Source organism: Aliiroseovarius sp. xm-d-517, assembly GCF_013283135.1.
Classification (GTDB): domain Bacteria; phylum Pseudomonadota; class Alphaproteobacteria; order Rhodobacterales; family Rhodobacteraceae; genus Aliiroseovarius; species Aliiroseovarius crassostreae.
On the sequence record NZ_WBXT01000001.1, the window covers coordinates 226,045 to 244,431 of the forward strand.

14 protein-coding genes are annotated in these 18,387 nt (G+C 56.6%); 8 read left to right on the forward strand and 6 right to left on the reverse strand.

From position 1 onward, the window contains the following. Positions 1-4 precede the first annotated feature (4 nt). From XMD517_RS01055 to XMD517_RS01075, 5 genes are all read left to right on the forward strand, one after another. The gene (locus XMD517_RS01055; RefSeq protein WP_173487689.1) at positions 5-1,630 is read left to right on the forward strand and encodes a GMC family oxidoreductase; all 1,626 of its coding nucleotides are present in this window, start codon (positions 5-7) and stop codon (positions 1,628-1,630) included. A gap of 88 nt (positions 1,631-1,718) precedes the next feature. Continuing rightward, a complete protein-coding gene (locus tag XMD517_RS01060) occupies positions 1,719-2,969 on the forward strand; it encodes an imelysin family protein (RefSeq protein WP_173487688.1) in 1,251 nt (416 codons plus the stop codon). Positions 2,970-3,197: 228 nt separating this feature from the next. Beyond that, on the forward strand, positions 3,198-6,308 hold the full coding sequence (locus XMD517_RS01065) for a methyl-accepting chemotaxis protein (RefSeq protein WP_173507581.1): 3,111 nt from the start codon (positions 3,198-3,200) through the stop codon (positions 6,306-6,308). Positions 6,309-6,521: 213 nt separating this feature from the next. Further along, on the forward strand, positions 6,522-7,736 hold the full coding sequence (locus tag XMD517_RS01070; RefSeq protein WP_173487673.1) for a urate hydroxylase PuuD: 1,215 nt from the start codon (positions 6,522-6,524) through the stop codon (positions 7,734-7,736). Positions 7,737-7,769: 33 nt separating this feature from the next. Continuing rightward, entirely contained in the window at positions 7,770-8,639 is an 870-nt protein-coding gene (locus tag XMD517_RS01075; RefSeq protein ID WP_173487642.1) for a phosphate acyltransferase, read from the forward strand. On the opposite strand, the gene pta is transcribed toward XMD517_RS01075, so the two are convergent. The 6 genes from pta to XMD517_RS01105 form a co-directional block, all read right to left on the reverse strand. Then, positions 8,632-9,648, reverse strand: coding sequence for a phosphate acetyltransferase (gene pta / locus XMD517_RS01080; RefSeq protein ID WP_173487643.1), 1,017 nt, complete (start codon positions 9,646-9,648; stop codon positions 8,632-8,634). The genes XMD517_RS01075 and pta overlap by 8 nt on opposite strands. A 104-nt stretch (positions 9,649-9,752) precedes the next feature. Further along, positions 9,753-11,528: a sulfoacetaldehyde acetyltransferase gene (gene xsc, locus XMD517_RS01085; RefSeq protein WP_173487644.1), complete on the reverse strand. Its 1,776-nt coding sequence runs from the start codon at positions 11,526-11,528 to the stop codon at positions 9,753-9,755. Between the two features lie 113 nt (positions 11,529-11,641). After that, the gene (locus XMD517_RS01090) at positions 11,642-13,105 is read right to left on the reverse strand and encodes a PLP-dependent aminotransferase family protein (protein ID WP_173487645.1); all 1,464 of its coding nucleotides are present in this window, start codon (positions 13,103-13,105) and stop codon (positions 11,642-11,644) included. A 60-nt stretch (positions 13,106-13,165) separates the two neighbouring features. After that, positions 13,166-13,765 carry a GNAT family N-acetyltransferase gene (locus tag XMD517_RS01095; protein ID WP_173487646.1) on the reverse strand — a complete coding sequence of 200 codons (600 nt, stop codon included), beginning with the start codon at positions 13,763-13,765 and terminating at the stop codon, positions 13,166-13,168. Between the two features lie 103 nt (positions 13,766-13,868). Beyond that, complete coding sequence (locus XMD517_RS01100) at positions 13,869-15,254, reverse strand: aspartate aminotransferase family protein (protein ID WP_173487647.1); 1,386 nt, start codon at positions 15,252-15,254, stop codon at positions 13,869-13,871. Positions 15,255-15,487: 233 nt separating this feature from the next. Then, positions 15,488-16,204: a type 1 glutamine amidotransferase gene (locus XMD517_RS01105; RefSeq protein WP_173488283.1), complete on the reverse strand. Its 717-nt coding sequence runs from the start codon at positions 16,202-16,204 to the stop codon at positions 15,488-15,490. Between the two features lie 318 nt (positions 16,205-16,522). Here XMD517_RS01105 and XMD517_RS01110 point away from each other — a divergent pair, with 318 nt between their 5' ends. The 3 genes from XMD517_RS01110 to hpaR all read left to right on the forward strand — a co-directional run bounded on the left by XMD517_RS01110 (position 16,523) and on the right by hpaR (position 18,369). After that, a complete protein-coding gene (locus XMD517_RS01110) occupies positions 16,523-17,236 on the forward strand; it encodes an FkbM family methyltransferase (protein ID WP_173487649.1) in 714 nt (237 codons plus the stop codon). 312 nt (positions 17,237-17,548) lie between these two features. Next, positions 17,549-17,944: a hypothetical protein gene (locus XMD517_RS01115; RefSeq protein ID WP_173487650.1), complete on the forward strand. Its 396-nt coding sequence runs from the start codon at positions 17,549-17,551 to the stop codon at positions 17,942-17,944. Further along, complete coding sequence (gene hpaR, locus XMD517_RS01120; protein ID WP_055189313.1) at positions 17,944-18,369, forward strand: homoprotocatechuate degradation operon regulator HpaR; 426 nt, start codon at positions 17,944-17,946, stop codon at positions 18,367-18,369. Before XMD517_RS01115 ends, hpaR begins: the two co-directional genes overlap by 1 nt. Positions 18,370-18,387 lie beyond the last annotated feature (18 nt).

Below are 18,387 nucleotides of genomic sequence, written 5' to 3' on the forward strand. Positions count from 1 at the left end.
GATGATGGAATTTGACTATGTGATCGTTGGTGGTGGGTCTGCCGGGTCTGTGTTGGCCGCGCGTCTGAGCGAAGATCCGTCGGTCGAGGTCTGTCTGCTTGAGGCCGGGGGGGCTGGCAAAAGCCTCTTGGTGCGTGCGCCGGTGGGGGTGGTGGCCATGTTGCCAGGGCGCCCGGTGAAGCTGAACAACTGGGCGTATCAGACCGTGCCGCAAAAAGGGCTGAACGGGCGCCGTGGCTATCAGCCGCGTGGACGTATGCTTGGGGGATCCTCCGGCCTGAATGCAATGTTATATGTGCGCGGGCAGGCGGCGGATTTTGACGCCTGGAGAGAGGCGGGCTGCGATGGTTGGGGATGGCAGGATGTGCTGCCTTATTTCAAACGTGCTGAAAACAATATCCGCGGGGCGGATGCCTGGCATGGAGACAATGGCCCCTTGCAGGTCAGCGAGCAGCTTGCACCGCGCCCCATTTCGCGTGCTTTTGTAAAGGCGCATCAGGCGGCTCAGATCGCCGAGACCCATGATTTCAACCGCGAGGACAATGAGGGCGCTGGGCTGTTCCAGGTGACCCAGTTCCATGACGACGCAAGACGCGGGGAACGCTGTTCTGCTGCGGCCGCCTATTTGCATCCGGTTCTTGACCGTCCCAACCTCACGGTGTTGACACATGCCCATGCCACGCGTGTGCTGCTTGAGGGCAAGCGGGCGGTTGGGGTTGCCTACCAGAGACATGAAAAGCAATGTGAGCTGCGCGCACGGCGAGAGGTGATCCTGTGTGGTGGTGCCTTCAACTCGCCCCAATTATTGCAATTGTCCGGTATCGGATGCGCGCAGGAGCTTGGCGCGCATGGGATCGAGGTGCAGCATGTGTTGCCGGGGGTGGGTCAGAATTTGCAGGATCATCTGGATTTCACCATGTCATTCAAGACCCGCGACCGGGATAATTTGGGGATCGGCCTGCGCGCTGGCGTGCAGTTTATCCGCCATATGCTCCGATGGCGTCGTGATGGGCGGTCGATGGTGGCAAGCCCCATGGCGGAGGCCGGCAGTTTCTTTAAGTCGGACCCTTCTGTGGACCGGGCTGATATTCAGACCCATTTTGTGATCGGTATTGTGGATGACCATGCGCGCAAGCTGCATTATGGGCACGGGTATTCCTGCCATGTCTGTTTGTTGCGACCTAAATCGCGCGGGCGGGTGGGGTTGCGCTCGGCGGATCCCATGGCGCCGCCTTTGATTGACCCGAACTTCCTGCACCACCCTGATGACATAAAGGCGATGGTACGGGGGGTGCGAATTGCCCGGCAGATCCTGTCAGCTCCTGAAATGGCAAAATACCGTCATAAGGAGTTGTTCGGCGTAGAGGATGGCCTGAGTGATGCAGAATGGGAGGAACATATTCGCGCCCGGGCCGACACGATTTACCACCCGGTCGGCACCTGTCGCATGGGGGAGGATGCCGGTGCGGTGGTGGATTCGCAATTGAGGGTGCGCGGCTTAGAGGCTCTGCGGGTGGCGGATGCATCTGTCATGCCGCTTCTGGTCAGCGGCAACACCAATGCTCCCACGATTATGATTGCTGAGAGATGTTCTGATCTGATCAGGGGGGAAGAGGGTAGAGAAGTTTAAATCCGACAAAAATACTATGAAATAACTTTACTTGACTAAAAGACTCATCTATTGCCGGTGCCAATACTTGCAATACATGAGGACAATCATGATCCGTCCATCCTTCCTGGCCCTCCCGTTCCTGATGGGCTCCACCGTTTCAGGCTTTGCTGCCGATCCTTCAGCCATTTTGGAAACCTATGCCGATCTTGCCCTGGCCGGGTATGAAGACAGTCTGAGCCTGGCAAAAGACCTGAGAACTGCTGTGGGAGAGCTGGTCGCCTCACCGGGCGATGCCACACTTGCTGCGGCCAAAATCGCCTGGTTGCGGGCCCGGGTTCCCTACCAGCAGACCGAAGCTTTCCGGTTCGGAAACCCGACGGTGGATGCCTGGGAAGGCAAAGTGAATGCCTGGCCGCTTGACGAAGGGTTGATCGACTATATCGCGGCAGATTACGGCGAAAACGAAGAAAACCCCTTCTCGAGGGCAAACCTCATCGCAAATGCCAAGCTGAACGTGGCGGGGGCGATGATTGATGCCACCACGATCACCCCGCAGCTTTTGGCAAGCCTGCATGAGGTGGAGGGGATCGAAGCCAATGTGACCACGGGATATCATGCGATCGAGTTCCTGCTCTGGGGGCAGGACCTTTCGGGAACGGATCACGGGGCAGGCACCCGTCCTGCAACGGATTTTGACCTGGCGAACTGCACGGGGGCGAATTGCGATCGGCGGGCTCAGTATCTGGTGGCGGCGACCGATTTGCTGATCCAAGATCTTGAAGAGGCTGTGGCCAACTGGTCCGAGGACGGGCAGGGACGCACCGATGTCACCACCGATACCGGGAAAGGCATCGTCATGGCCTTTACCGGTCTGGGCAGCTTGTCTTACGGGGAACAGGCAGGTGAGCGGATGAAACTTGGCCTGATGCTGAATGATCCGGAAGAAGAACATGATTGCTTCTCGGACAATACCCATAACTCGCATTACTTCGACGGTTTGGGCATTCGAAATGTTTATACTGGGCGCTATGTGCGCGTGGATGGAACCGTGGTCGAAGGTCCCTCGCTTTATGATCTCGTGTCGGAAAAAGATGCCGCACTGGCAGGTGCATTGCTGGGGGATATGAACGCCACCATGATGGCGTTGGGCGATATTCGAACCGCAGCGGAAAGTGGCACATCTTATGACCAGATGCTGGGGGTTGACCATCCCGGTGGCGCGCTCGTTCAAAACGCGGTCGATAAGCTGGTGGCCCAGACCCGCAATATCGAACGTGCCGTGACCATCATTGGGGCTGAGGGGATGGAGGTAGAAGGCTCTGACAGCCTGGACAGCCCGAACGCTGTTTTTCAGTAAAACCAGTGAAATCAATATATTGAGGGCGGCCAGCATTGGCCGCCCTTTTGTGTTAGGGCCAGGATCGCGAAGCAAGGGGGCCGCCGGTGCCCTCCTGTCGGGCGTCGTTTAAACAATTCTTCATGCCTGTCTGTCACAAAATGAGCGGTTTTTAAGGGATGTTGAAGCTGCCTTTCGAGAACTTCAGTCGGGAGAGCTTTGCCCCCTCGTTGAAAGAATGGAGTGTCGATGCGCTTTCTGAGCAAGTTCTCAATTGCCGTGCTGTTGCCTGTCGCAATGGTTTCTCTGGTCCTGGTGTCTGTCGGGGTGTCAACCTGGGTGTCCTACCGGGCTGAAAGCCAGGAGTTGATGAAATTGGCAACTCAGTCGCTAGAAGCCTTGCGAACGGAACGACGAGAGCGGCTGGAACGTGATCTGACAGCGGTTTCTGCTGAAATCGTTGTGGCGGCGACCAGGAATGCAACCGTTCGCACAATGAACAGCTTTGCAAGATCCTGGCGCCTGTTGGATGATCCGCAGCAGGAGCTTCAGAAAACCTTTATCACCGATAATCCACACCCGCAGGGAAAGCGTGCTGACCTGTCATGGTCTGGTGACAACAGCACCTATTCCACGGTCCATGCCCAGACCCATGATGAGTTCCGGGCCATGCTTGAAACCTATGGCTACCATGATGTGTTTCTGGTCGATCTGGAGGGGAACGTCATCTACTCGGTCAAGAAGGAAGAGGACTTCGCGACCAATTTGCAGACCGGAAAATTCCGGGAGTCAGGCCTGGCCCGAGTGTATCAGCAGGTGATGAAACTTGAGGCCGGTGAGACCGCGTTTGAAGATTTCTCTCCCTATGCGCCAAGCGCCGGAGCCTCAGCCGCATTCGTCGCTCATCCCATCTTCGACCGACAAGGCGGACGTGTCGGGGCCCTCGTTTATCAGATTTCCGACACCCTGATTTCTGGTATCGCCAACGCTCCGACAGGGCTTGGCCAGACCGGTCGAGTTTACTTTGTAGGAGGAGATTTTCTCCATCGATCCGGCGCAGGTGAAACACACAGGGATGGCAGCGTGCATAATTGGTCGGAACGGGTCGAAATGCTGGCTGTGCAGATGGCCCTGGCGGGGGAAAGCGGTAGTTTGGAAACTCAAGGGCATGGGGGGGAACGTGTTCTTGTGGCATTCGCCCCCCTGAATGCGCTGGGAAAAAATTGGGCGGTCATTGCTGAACAGGATATGTCTGAGGTGATGTCAGGGGTTCGTGACCTGCTCAACATGCTGGTTCTGAACGGCTTGATTGTCACGGCTCTCGTGTCTGTTGTCGCACTTTGGTTCTCGCGAAGCCTGGTCAACCCTCTCGCCAAAGTGACACGTTCAATGGCTGAAATCGGGGAAAAAAACTACAAGGTAAAAGTGGATGGAACCGAGCGTGGCGATGAAATTGGTGAAATTTCCAAATCACTTGAACAGTTTCGCCTGTCATTGTTGGAGGCAGAAGAGACCGCAAGGGAAAATGAATTTCGCGGAGCCGCATTCTCGTCTTCGTCGGCGGCGATCATGATGGTGAACAATGACCTGGATATCCTCCATATGAATGAAGCAGGCATGGCGCTCCTGCAAAAGCATGAGGCAAGGCTCCGCGAGTGTGCTCCTGATTTTTCCGCCAAGGATATCATCGGAAAAAACGCTGATCTTTTCCATCCCCCGGCGCTACGGGAGCGTATCCGAAACCTTTTGTTGCAGGAAGAAAACCTGCCGTATCGTGCGACAATTTCAGTGACAAATCTTCGCCTGAATCTGGATATCAACCGGGTGCATGGCCCCGACGGCAATCCGATCGGTTATGTGGTGGAATGGGTGGATGTCACCGAAGATTTCATGAACAACGCGCTGCTCTCGTCGATCGACAGCAATCAGGTGAAGATCGAGTTCGCACCCGATGGGGTTGCGACCAAAAGCAATGACCTCTTCAGGAAAATCCTGGGTGCGGGAACGAAATTGGATGGCCTGACACTTGAGGGCCTGCTCAAAGATCAAAAGATGGAGCAGGGCAAAGTGGACGATATCCTTGGGTCCATTCACAGGGGGGAAAGCGTCTTTGGCCGATATGATCTGACCAGTGCAGAAGGGGAAAGGATCATGCTCGAGGGGGGCATCAACCCTGTCATTTGTGACAAGGGCAATCTGCTGAACATCGTTTTGATAGCGACGGATGTTACGGAGACGCGGCGGGAGATAGAGGCATCGGAGGTTCGTCGGGCTGAGATGGAGGCGGCCCAGAACCGCGTTGTTGACGCGCTGCGCGAGGGGTTGAGCCGTTTGTCGGACGGGGATCTGACCACCGAGATCTCGGATGCGTTTTCCGAGAATTACGAGCAGCTTCGCCACGATTTCAACCGGGCTGTTGACAACCTTCTTACAGCGATGCGTGGGGTGGTTGAGAATGCCGAGATGATCCAGGGGGAAGCGTCCGAGATTTCGAATGCAGCGGATGATCTGTCACAGCGAACCGAAAGGCAGGCAGCCACGCTGGAGGAGACAGCCGCGGCGCTGGATGAGCTGACATCATCGGTGCGTTCCGCCGCAGATGGTGCAGCGCATGCCAATGAAGTGGTTGAAAGCGCGCGGAAAAATGCAGAAGTTTCTGGCGAGGTCGTGCGGGAGGCCGTAGAGGCCATGGGCGAGATTGAAACCTCGTCCCTGCAAATCTCGAAAATTACCGGCGTGATTGACGATATTGCGTTCCAGACCAACCTGTTGGCGTTGAATGCCGGGGTTGAAGCGGCACGAGCCGGTGAGGCGGGGCGGGGCTTTGCAGTGGTCGCCTCGGAAGTGCGGGCCCTGGCGCAACGTTCTTCTGACGCCGCACGAGAGATCAATGAGCTGATTTCGGCCTCTGGCAGCCAGGTGAAACGTGGCGTGCATCTGGTGGACCAAGCGGGAGAAGCCCTGGTCGGGATTGTGGAAAGTGTCAGTGAAATCAGCCGGAATGTCGGTGAAATAGCCATATCTGCACGAGAGCAGAGCGCTGGTCTTGCGGAAATCAATGAGGCGGTAAACCAGTTGGATCAGGTGACGCCGCAAAATGCGGCCATGTTTGAACAAACAACTGCAGCCAGCCATTCTTTGACATGTGAGGCCAAAACGCTGACCAGCACCATGTCCCGTTTCAAAACTGGTCAGGCGGAACGACCTGCAGCACAAATCATTGAAAGTGATGTTTTTGTCGAACCGGCTTCACAAACCGAAGAGAGCGCCCTCCATCCCCTCCCGGCCCCCCAAGGCTCCGTAGCAATCGCACAGCAGATCGAAACGGACCATGCCTATGAGGATTGGGATGAGTTTTGAAAGTAAGAAGGAGGAGGCCTGAGATTGAGGTGCTCCTGTCTGGTTGGGGCAACTGCCTTGTTTCGAGGACTTGATGGTCGGGCAAAGCGGGGCATGCGTGCAAGATTGTTGACAATTTGAAGTTCGATGTTTCTTTCTAGGGAGGTGGGTTCTGAAAATGCCCGGCACCTAAGAGTTATCCAGGGGAGAAAAACATTGGACAGCGTGATTGTCATGGAATGGATCGAGTTTGCGGTCAGATGGTTGCACGTGACCACCGCGATCGCATGGATCGGCTCGTCTTTTTACTTTATCGCGCTGGATCTTGGTTTGCGAAGAGAGGCTGATTTGCCTCATGGGGCGTTTGGTGAAGAGTGGCAGGTTCACGGGGGCGGGTTCTACCACATCCAGAAATACCTCGTTGCACCTGAGAAAATGCCTGATGACCTTGTCTGGTTCAAATGGGAAAGCTATGCGACGTGGCTTTCAGGTTTTGTCATGTTGGTGCTTGTATATTATCTTGGGGCAGAACTTTACCTGATTGATCCGAACAGGCTGGACATTCCAACCTGGGCCGGGGTTTTGATTTCCGGTGGTTCTCTGGTTTTTGGCTGGTTGGTCTATGATTTTTTGTGCAAAAGCCCGCTGGGAAAAGACAACACAAGACTGATGCTCCTGCTTTTTATCCTCCTGGTGATCATGGCCTGGGGATATACTCAGGTGTTTACTGGGCGGGCGGCGTTGCTTCATTTGGGTGCATTCACGGCGACGATTATGTCGGCCAATGTTTTTCTGATCATCATTCCCAATCAAAAGATTGTCGTGGCTGATCTTCTGGCGCACCGCACACCGGATGCAAAATACGGCAAGATCGCAAAGCAGCGTTCCACCCATAACAACTATCTGACCCTTCCTGTAATTTTTCTAATGTTGTCAAATCATTATCCGATGGCCTTTGCCAGTTCGATGAACTGGGTCATCGCGTCGTTGGTTTTCCTCATGGGGGTGTCGATACGACATTATTTCAATACGATGCATGCGCGACAAGGACGTCCAAACTGGACATGGGGGGTGACCGCGTTTTTGTTTGCAGCAATAGTTTATCTTTCGGCAGCACCGCAGTTTCACGCCTCATATTCCGAGACAGAGTCGGTGTCGCTCACTCCGTCACAACAAAGATTTGTTGAGGCTGAGGGGTTTGAAGAGGTGCATGAAATTCTACTGGGGCGCTGTTCCATGTGTCATGCGGAGGAAGTGTTCTGGGATGGGATTGCCTCAGCCCCCAAAGGGGTGCGGCTGGACACGCCTGAACAGATTGCCCGGCAGGCAAAGGCGGTTTATCTACAGGCAGGCGTGACAAATGCGATGCCCCCGGCAAACCTGTCCTTTATGGAACCTGCTGAACGGGCAGCAATCGTTGCGTGGTACAGATCGGTCAACGGGGGGTGATGCCCCGCTGGCGCGACAGCGCGGGGGATGTGGATGGACATGCTGGAAAAAGCAAAAGACGTGGCGCGCAATCATTCGCTGCGGGTCGTCTTTCCAGAAAGCGGTGATCAACGCGTCACTCAGGCGATGGCCCACCTTGAAAAAAAAGGTCTGGCGGAGCCGCTGGGATTGTCGGATGTAAGTCAGGCGCAGTTTGACGCCCTGATGGCAGCTCGCCCAATGAAGGCCGGCATTGCAGAACGCATGTTGGCGCGTCCCCTGATCCGGGCGGCCGCAATGCTGGCCTGTGGGGAGGCAGATGTCATGGTCGCTGGGGCCATCGCGCCAACCCGCCGCGTGATTGAGGCCGCTGCCCTGGCGGTCGGATATGCACCCGGTATTCGCACCGCGTCCTCGTTTTTCCTGATGGAAATGCCGGATGGGCGGCAGTTGGTTCTTGCCGATTGTGCCGTCAACACGGACCCAAGTGCGGCTGAACTTGCGGATATCGCGCGGGCGTCCGCCCGGTCGGCACGTGTTCTGTTGGGCAGGGCTGATGTTGCGCTTTTGTCTTTTTCTACGGGAAGCTCGGGGATTGGCCCGTCGGTGGACAAGGTGAAGACTGCGGCAGAAGCCACAGGGTTTCTTGGGCCAATTCAGGGGGATGCTGCGCTGAACCCAGTGATTGCAGCCCGAAAAGGAGCGGGAGGGGCCGGGGTCGCCAATACGCTGATTTTCCCGGATCTGAACGCCGGAAATATTGCCTATAAGCTGTTGCAGGAGCTCGCAGGAGCCCATGCGTATGGACCAATATTGCAAGGGTTTCGCAAGCCGGTTTGCGATCTGAGCAGAGGGGCCACGGTGGACGAAATTGTTGGCGCAACCCTTCTATCCATTTCCCTGTCAGAGCGGGCTGTTAGCTGACATCACCCAGCTGCGCGGTTGCCTGGGCCGCCGTCACCGCAATCATGTGCAAGACATCTTCGGCCGAACAGCCGCGCGACAGGTCATTTGCCGGTTTCGCGAGGCCCTGCAAAATTGGGCCAATCGCAATAGCTCCGCCGATCCTCTGTGCAATCTTATAGGCAATGTTCCCGCTTTCGAGATTGGGGAAAATGAACACATTCGCTTCGCCCTTTAGCGGAGAAAGCTCGGCCTTTTTCTCTGCCACGTCAGGATCAAAAGCTGCGTCAAATTGCAATTCACCGTCGATGAGCAATTTTGGGTTGGCGTTGCGGGCAAGCTCCGTTGCGGTCACCACTTTGCTGACCGAGTTGTGTTGTGCACTGCCATGGGTCGAAAAAGACAGCATGGCAACCCGCGCAACCTCACCGGTCAACGCCTCGAAACTGGCCGCGGATGCAGCCGCGATTTGCGCCATTTCTTCGGCATTCGGATCCACGACCAGACCGCTATCGGCAAAAATATGTGCGCCTTTCCTCGCGTGATGATCCGCGCAGAACAACATCAGGAAGAAAGATGAAATCAGTTTGGAGCCGGGGGCCGGGCCAATCACCTGTATGGCCGTGCGCACGATGTCGGCAGTGGTTGCGACGGCGCCACCAACTGTTCCGTCGGCGCGGCCGGATTTGACCAGAAGGGCGGCAAAGACATGGGGATCCTGTGCGATGCTCAAGGCTTCTTTTGCGGTTATGCCCTTATGGGCGCGCAGGCGATGATACAGAGAGGCGAGCTCAGGCAGGAGGGAGGATGTTTGGGGATCAAACACCGTGATGCCATGATCCTTGGGCGCATTTTGCCGGGACAGCTCCGCCGCGACCTCTTCTTGTGCGCCGATCAGGATCATACGGGCGATCCCGTCCCGTTCGGCAATCAAAGCTGCCTCAACCACCCGAGGGTCCGCCCCTTCGGACAGAACAATGCGAAACCGGGACCGGGCGGCGTTTTTCAAAAGGGTTTCAAGGGGTTTCATGGGGTGGCCCTTCCGATAAATAAGAGAGCGCCGATAGGAGGAGGGGCGCTCTCTTCAGTCATAAAAGGGGCCACGTCGCCATTGCAGCGCAGCCCCAGAGGAGACTACTTTGCCTGCTGTGGGCGCATATCATCCTTGGAAATACCCGCGACCTTGACCGGATTTTTCATGGCATCGCGTCGGAACGGTTCGCCAAGTTCCTGATTGATCATGGCCTCAATCAGGGTGGTGATGCCGTTTTTCTGATCCTTGATGGCCTGATCCAGTGCCGCGGTCAACTCGTCCTGAGTGCGTGCAACCACACCTTTCAGGCCACACGCCTGGGCGATCCCGGCGTAAGACACCTGGGTGTCCAGCTCAGTGCCGACAAAATTGTCGTCAAACCACAGGGTCGAGTTGCGCTTTTCTGCGCCCCACTGGTAGTTGCGGAAGACAATTTGCGTGACTGCAGGCCATTCCTCGCGGCCGATGGCCGTCAATTCGGTCACGGCAATACCAAATGCGCCATCACCAGAGAAGCCCACGACCGGCACGTCCGGGCAACCGATCTTGGCGCCAACCACCGAGGGCAGACCATAGCCACAGGGACCAAACAGCCCCGGTGCAAGGTATTTGCGACCCGCTTCGAACGAAGGATAGGCGTTGCCGATGGCGCAGTTGTTGCCGATGTCGGACGAGATGATGGCCTCTTTCGGCAGCGCCTGTTGGATTGCCCGCCAGGCTTTGCGCGGCGAGAGCCAATCCGGTTTGGCTGCACGGGCGCGCTCGTTCCAGGTGGTGCCCGGATCGTCCTGTTCATGATCCATTGAGCTCAGTTCCTGTGCCCAGGCCGATTTGGTCGTGGCAATCAGGTTCAGGCGCTCGTCGCGTCCAGCATCCCCTGCGGTCTCCGAAAGCTTTGCAAGAATGGTGTTGGCGACTTGTTTGGCATCCCCGACGATCCCGACATTGACGGGTTTGGTCAGGCCAATTCGATCCGGGTTGATGTCGACCTGAATGATCTTGGCCTGTGCCGGCCAGTAGTCGATCCCATAACCGGGCAGGGTTGAGAACGGGTTCAGGCGGGTTCCGAGCGCCAACACCACATCGGCTTTCGAAATCAGCTCCATCGCGGCTTTTGACCCGTTATACCCAAGGGGGCCCGCATGCAGGGGGTGGCTGCCGGGGAAGGCGTCGTTGTGCTGATAGCCACAGCAGACCGGGGCCGACAGACGTTCCGCCAAGGCTTTGGACGCTTCGATCGCTCCGCCGATGACCACACCAGCGCCGTTCAGAATGACGGGGAACTTGGCCTCTGACAACAGCGCAGCAGCCTGATCCAGCGCCTCAGCGCCCCCTTGCGGCAGTTCGAAATCCACAATGGCTGGCAGGTCGATATCAATCACCTGGGTGAAATAGTCGCGCGGCACGTTGATCTGTGCGGGGGCCGAGTTGCGCTTGGCCTGCATAATCACCCGGTTCAGAACTTCGGCCATACGCGATGGGTCACGGACCTCCTCCTGATAACAGACGCAATCAGCAAAGGCGCGCATCTGCTCCATTTCCTGAAAACCGCCCTGGCCCATGGTTTTGTTGGCCGCCTGTGGTGTTACCAGAAGCAGCGGTGTGTGGTTCCAATAGGCGGTTTTCACCGCGGTCACGAAGTTGGTGATGCCGGGGCCGTTCTGCGCCACCATCATCGACATTTTCCCGGTGGCGCGGGTATAGCCATCTGCCATGAAACCGCCTGATCCTTCATGGGCACAGTCCCAGAAGGTGATGCCGGCCTCGCCGAAAATGTCTGAGATCGGCATCATGGCAGAGCCAATGATCCCGAACACATTCTCAATCCCGTGCATTTGCAGGACTTTTACAAATGCTTCTTCTGTGGTCATTTTCATGGATGGATTTCCTCTTCTCGCAAGCGGTGGCAAATGCGCCTGTTTTCTGACTTGATGATAGGTCGTGAAAACAGGTGCAAATAGGGCCAGTTGGAAATCTGAAATATAACCAGTTAGCCCAGTTTGTCGATTTCCTGAGCAATCAGCGAAATCCCTTTCGGGATGCGGTCGGTCGGAATTGAACTATAGGCGAGGCGATAGAAGTTTTTCGGTCGGCCGCTGCCTGCGAAAAAGGGCTTCCCGGGTTCAATCAACACCGATTGCGCTTTCAACTGTTCAGCCAGCTCGGTTGTATCCACGGACACAGGGGCTTTCATCCAAAAGGCGGATCCACCAAAAACACCACTGCCAGAGGCGGTTAGGCCATGTTCCGAGATGGCTTGCTCCATGACATTTCGGCGCGATTCGTAGGCTTTGCCAATGCGCCGGATCAGGGCGTCGTAGTGACCGAGAGAGAGGAAATATGCGACGCTGCGCTGGATCAGACCGGGGGGGTGGCGCAAAACGGTTGAGCGCAGGGCGCGGGCCTCGCGGATGAACGGTTCTGACCCGACCATATAGCCAAGTCGCAGGCCGGGAAAAAGGGATTTGGAGAAGCTGCCAACATAGATCACGCGCCCTTCCTTATCCAGCGATTTGAGGGCGGGGGAAGGGGGCTGTAAGAACGACATCTCGAAGTCGTAATCATCCTCAACAACCAGCGCATCCAGCTCACGCGCGCGATCCAACAGGCGTTTCCGGCGTTCCAGTGGCATGGTCGCAGTTGTTGGGCTTTGATGGCTGGGGGTGGCAAAAATCACGTCCGTCCCATCTGGAAGCGCCTCAGGTGGCAATCCATCGGCATCGACGGCGATGGGCTCCAGGTGGCAGCGACTTTGCATAAGAATGTCGCGCAGAGAGTAATAACACGGATCTTCGATCGCTGCTGTCCGGCGCTGCGTCAACAGGATCTGTGCAGAAAGCCAAAGGGCGTTCTGTGCCCCCAGCGTGATCAGAATTTCTTCAGGACGGGCCAAGATACCGCGGCGGGGAAGGATATGTCTTGCAATGAATTCAACAAGCTCTGGATCATCTTGGTCATAATAATCCCGAACCATGGAATCATGGTCTTTCTGCCCAAGCGCCTTCAAGGCACAAAGACGCCAGGAATTGTGGTCAAACAGGGTTTCGTCAGACTGGCCGTAGGTGAAGGGGTATCGGTTCTGTCTCCAGTTCTGCGGCTTTTGCGGGGTGCTGACTTCGCTGAAGGAATGCCCGATGGCCCGGTTCCAGTCCACCTTGTCCTCGGTTCGGTGTCGTGGTTGGAAGGACGGAGGTTCTGGAGCATTTTCAGATATATAGAACCCACTTCTTCCTTTTGAGGAAAGGTAATCCGAAGCCTGAAGTTCAGTGTAGGACAGGGTCACCGTGATTCTGCTGACCCCCAAATGCTTGGCAAGGGCGCGGGTTGACGGAAGTTTTTCACCACGTGGCAGACGGCCGGACAGAATTGCCTCGGCAATCATCTGCTGGATCTGCGCCTGCAATGTGCCTTGGGCGTCAGGGTCCAGAAAAAATGTTTCGACGGGAACAGACATGAATTCATCATATACTGGACTTAACCGTGAAGCAATCTGGACTTGTTGTTAAAGCCGTGCTTAAGGTGCCTGTTTTCGACTTTTTTCCAGCGCCCAGGTCAGGTTTTGTCGAACGGTAGGCCATTCGGATGCGATGATGGAATACACAACTGTGTCGCGCAATGTCCCCTCTGGGCCGAGCATGTGGCTGCGCAGAATCCCGTCGCATTTTGCGCCCAGTCTTTCGATGGCCGCCCGACTTTGTCTGTTCATGAAATGGGTTCGAAACTCGACGGCAATACAGTCCAGATTTTGAAAGGCATGGGTGAGCAACAGGCGTTTGGCCTGCGTGTTCACCGGCCCGCGTTGCACTGATTTGCAATACCAGGTCGAGCCGATTTCGACACGTCGGTTGGCGGCGTCAATATTCATGTAGGTGGTCATTCCAACTGGCTTGCCATCTGGTGTGAGAACCGAAAATGGCAGCATTGCCCCCGCATCCTGCAGCGCCAGGCGGCGTGTGATCTCAGCCTCCATCCTGTCCGGGGCAGGGACGGAAGTGTACCAGAGCCGGTGGATGTCGCCATCAACCACGGCCTCTTGCAAACCTGTCAGATGGTCATGGGAAAGCGGTGCAAGAGTGACGTCCGTGTCGGATAGGGTGACGGGAGTGGGCCACATTTTTGGGATCCTTTCAGATGTGATGCTGCCTGAGCATCAAAAAAGGCGGACCTCTCTGCAAGGTCCGCCTTTGTCTGATTTCACCCGTCCAATTTGACTGGACTTATCCGAAGATTTTGCCCAGTGCGCGGTCAACCGTATCAGTGATCCGGTCAATGTCATCTGCGGTGGCAATCAATGCCGGGCTAAAGCAAAGGGTGTTGTTCAGCCCCGGAATTGACCGGTTGGTGGCGCCGATGATCACGCCCTGCGCCCCGCATTCCGCCACAACCGCGCCGACATCTTTTTCGGCGACCGGCTCTTTACTGCTGCGATCCGACACCAGTTCAGCGCCAAGGAACAGGCCCTTGCCCCGCACATCACCGATCACCTTGTGCTTCTCCATCAGGGCTTGAAGGTTGCCCAGCATGCGCTCGCCCATATTGGTGCAGTTTTCCAAGAGATTTTCGTTTTCGATGATTTCCATGTTTTTCAGGGCCGCCGCCGGACCCGCGGTGCAGCCCCCGAAGGTGGAGATGTCGCGGAAGTAGTTCAGCGGGTCAGACATGTCGTCCTTGAACAGGTCGAACACCTCTTCGGTGGTCACGCAGCAGGCAATTGCGGCATAGCCCGAGGCAACCCCTTTGGCCATGGTCACGATATCCGGCTTGATGCCATATTGCTGGTAGCCAAACCATGTGCCCGTGCGTCCGACGCCACAGACCACTTCGTCAATATGCAGCAGGATGTTGTATTTCTTGCAGATTTCCTGCACGCGGTCCCAATAGCCCGGGGGCGGGGTGATCACGCCACCGCCTGCGGTGACCGGTTCAAGGCAGAGCGCACCCACGGTGTCGGCGCCCTCGGCCAGAATGACCTCTTCAATCGCGTCAGCGGCGCGTTTGCCATATTCCTCACCCGACAGATCCCACTGTGCGCGATATTCCATGCAATGCGGCACACGGATGAAATCAGGCGCGAAGGGGCCGTATTGCGCGTTGCGCTCATCCTGACCGCCTGCGGACATGGTCGCCAGTGTGGACCCGTGGTAGTCGCGGTCGCGGTAGAGGATCTTGGTTTTCTTGCCGCCATAACGTTTATGGGCGATCTGGCGCACCAGCTTGAACGCTTTCTCGTTCGCCTCGGATCCCGAGTTGGTGTAATAGACGCGGCTCATACCCGGCATTTTGGAAATCAGGCGTTCGGAATACATCGCCCCCGGAATGGACCCGGCGGAGCCCGCAAAATAGGGCAGCTTGACCAGCTGATCGCGGATCACATCGGCGATTTCGGTGCGGCCATAGCCGACATTCACGGTCCAGACCCCCCCCGAGACGGCATCCAGATATTCCTTGCCGTTCTGATCCCAGACCGACATGCCCTTGCCTTCAATGATGATGCGCGGATCGCTGGTCTCAAACGGTTTGTGTTGCGTCAGGTGATGCCAGACATGTGCCTTGTCGGCTGCAACCACTTTGCTGATGTCATTGTCGTTCATTCCACCATCCATGACGGGACCTCCTGGGGCTGTGCCGGGAAGAGGCTTAAGGGGGCCTGCCGCCTGGCGAGTTTGTCTGATTCTTGATCAAATTATCAGCCCAAAATGGGGGTAAAAACATAGGGCCAAAAGTTTGTTTGATTAGGTCCAGATTGTGGTTCCTAATGCATGAAGACGCGAGGGAAGGGATGACCCTTCTGCAAAATGGATAGCAAACAGGTGGTCAGGCCAGCCCCTTTTGCCAGTCACCTCTGGTTGGGGTCGAAATCCCGTTCAAAAAACCTGATGATCCAGTTGCTGAACACCCAGTTATCATCACCACGGAGCAAGGAGGCTTTCGCTCGTTTGCTCGCCTCTGAGGGGCTGGTCGCGTCAAGATCCGTGATCCATGCAGCAAAGACCTTGTCGCTCATTTCGGGGTGAAGCTGCGTGGTGAAGATGTGGTCGCCGATGACATAGCCGGCGATGGGGCAGTCTTGATGGGACATGGTGGTTGTCGCCCCTTCCGGGAGCTGCGTCACCTGGTCGTGATGCGAGGCATAAAGCCAGATACGTGCCGCCGGCATCCAGGGCGGGGGCGCGGTGATCACAGTTTCGGTTGACCCGAGCACCCATCCATTTGGATTGGGGGACACCGCACCGCCCAGAGCGGTTGCGATGGCCTGATGGCCAAATCCCACGCCCAGAACTGGGCGTCGCTGGCTTGCAAGAAGACGAATGTAATCAAATAATTGCCGAAGCCAGGCCGCATCCTCAAAGACCGAGCAGTCGCGGCCGCCAATGATCCAGGCATCAAATCTGTCCATATCCTTTGGGAACTGCCCCTGATCGACGGTAAAAGAGGAAAAGACCCAATCCGGGCGCTTTTTGGCGAGAAGCTTCAGCCATTTCTCACCGTCACCAGAAAGGTCAAACGCGAAATCGCTTTCATCAGAATGGGGGCTCAGGATGGCGATGCGCATGACGTCTCCGAAGTTACCTGCAACGTGTTTGGGTGGCTTTCGGGCGGATGTCAAACCGTGGAGGGCATCGTGCCCCACTTCCGTGCCCTGCGTGGTCAACGGATCACGCATGAATGGGACGGTCAAAGTGCGATGTCTTCACCCGTCCGCAGGCAAAGCCCTCTTGAGCGTTGCGACGTCACGCTGAGGTCGGGACAAGTCGAAATGCGGCAAGAGATTTTAATGTTGTGGGCATTTCGGAACAAACTTGTGTTTCAAGTCGATCCCGAAACGCATTAGGGTTGCGACCAAATCAGTGAACCGTAAAGGGGTGCAAGTATGTCAGAGACATCGGTTGAGGTCGGCAATTCGAAAGATGTGGCCGCAGAGTGTTTTGGAACCAAAGTGCCTATGTCGCGGTTTCTGCACGAAAAGCGGATCGAGCGGATCAACAAGGGGCGCTATGAAGGGGAAGAGATCAAAGGCTCTCTTGCCGTGGTGCAGCAGGGCGATACCGTGCTGGAAATCGGGATTGGTCTTGGTGTGGTTGGCGGGGTCATTGCAACGAATTGCGCCCCGGCTGCGGTGCATGCCTATGAAGCGAACCCCGAACTGATCGACACGATCAACGATCTGTATGTTCTGAATGGGATCGAAGATCGGGTCTCCGTTCACAACCAGGTGCTCCTGACCGGAGATGACCGCCCCGACACGATCCCGTTTTACCTTCACAACAGCTTTCTTGGATCGTCCTTGGTGGGGGAAGACAACGAAAAGCGCCGCCGTGTTGACGTACCCACCCGTGATTTTGACACCACCGCGTCCGAGATTGGCGCAAATGTGCTGGTGATGGATATCGAAGGGGGCGAGCTTGACTTGCTGCGTGGCGCGGACCTGTCTCGCTTCCGCGCTGTTGTGGTGGAGTTTCACCCCAAGGTCTATGGTGTGGAGGGGATGCAGGAATGCAAGAAAATCCTGACCGGGGCAGGGTTTGTAAAGCAAGAGGGTGTTTCGACCCGGACAGTCTGGACCTGTGTGCGGGGCGCAGGCTGATCTTACGCGGTCGTAGATGTTTTCGGAGGCGGTGAGGCATGCGAGGCCACACCGCCATCCCCCCTGTTCCATCGTGGTTTCAGTTGGATCCTGTAATACCCGCCCCGTGCTCCCCCCGAAAAAAAACGTGATCGACCTCCGGTTTTTCAGCCATTTTTTTGCAAAGCACCTGCGCCGGACTTGATCTAAGGCAAGGCGGAAGAATTCTTAACGCGTAAATTCAAACGGCCTCACCTCGGTGGGGTGTTCTGTATTGGGCAATACGGGGGAGCGAGGCGCAGCCGCACAAACCTGTGTTGTTTAGGAGGGTGCATGTCGCATTTGACGTTTGAAAACAGCCCTAAGCTGGGCAAGGTTGCCAATCACGGTGCCTTGGCAAAACGACTGTGTGACGCCCTGCCTGTTCCCGGAAAGCACCTGTCGGGTGGTGTTCGGTGCACGGGTATCGGCGCCAAGGGGCGGCCCATCACCGAACACGCAGAACTTTGTCACGTCCTGAACAGAAGACTGAGACAGGGACCGGGCCGGGACGATGCTATGCGCGAAGGTGTCGTCGATTGCTCTTACGCAGCGGTGAAAACCGCGCTGACCCCACAGCCGGGCGATGCGCCCGTCAGCTTCAGCCTTCCCGTCCAGGGGATCGAAACCCGGATGACCCGAACGGGATGGCCCCCCATCCCAGGGGCCCTCCGAGAGAGGACCAATTGATGAAAAGTCTTGATCGCGCCCTGCCCATTGCACTTTTGCACGCCCGCGAGGCCACGCTGAAACCTTTCCGCCACGAGCTTGACCAGATCGGGCTGACGGTGCAGCAGTGGCGCGTGATCCGCGTGCTGGCTGAGGGCAAACCCTGCTGCGCCACCGAACTGGCGGAACGCTGTGTGCTGATGCCGCCCAGCCTGAGCCGGATCCTGAAAAACCTCACGGAACGGGGCTATATCGAGCGGGTGGATGACAGCGATGGCCGTCGTCGCCGGGTCAAGATTGCCCCCGCTGGTGAACAGAAATACGCAGAGATGTCTGCCAAATCCGCCGTGCTTTACGAAAACCTCGAGGGGCGGTTTGGCGAAGAAAAGATGGAAACCCTGCTGGATCTTCTGACCGAACTGCGTGAGGTGGCTGAGGTCCACTGACCGGATTTTGCCCAGGCG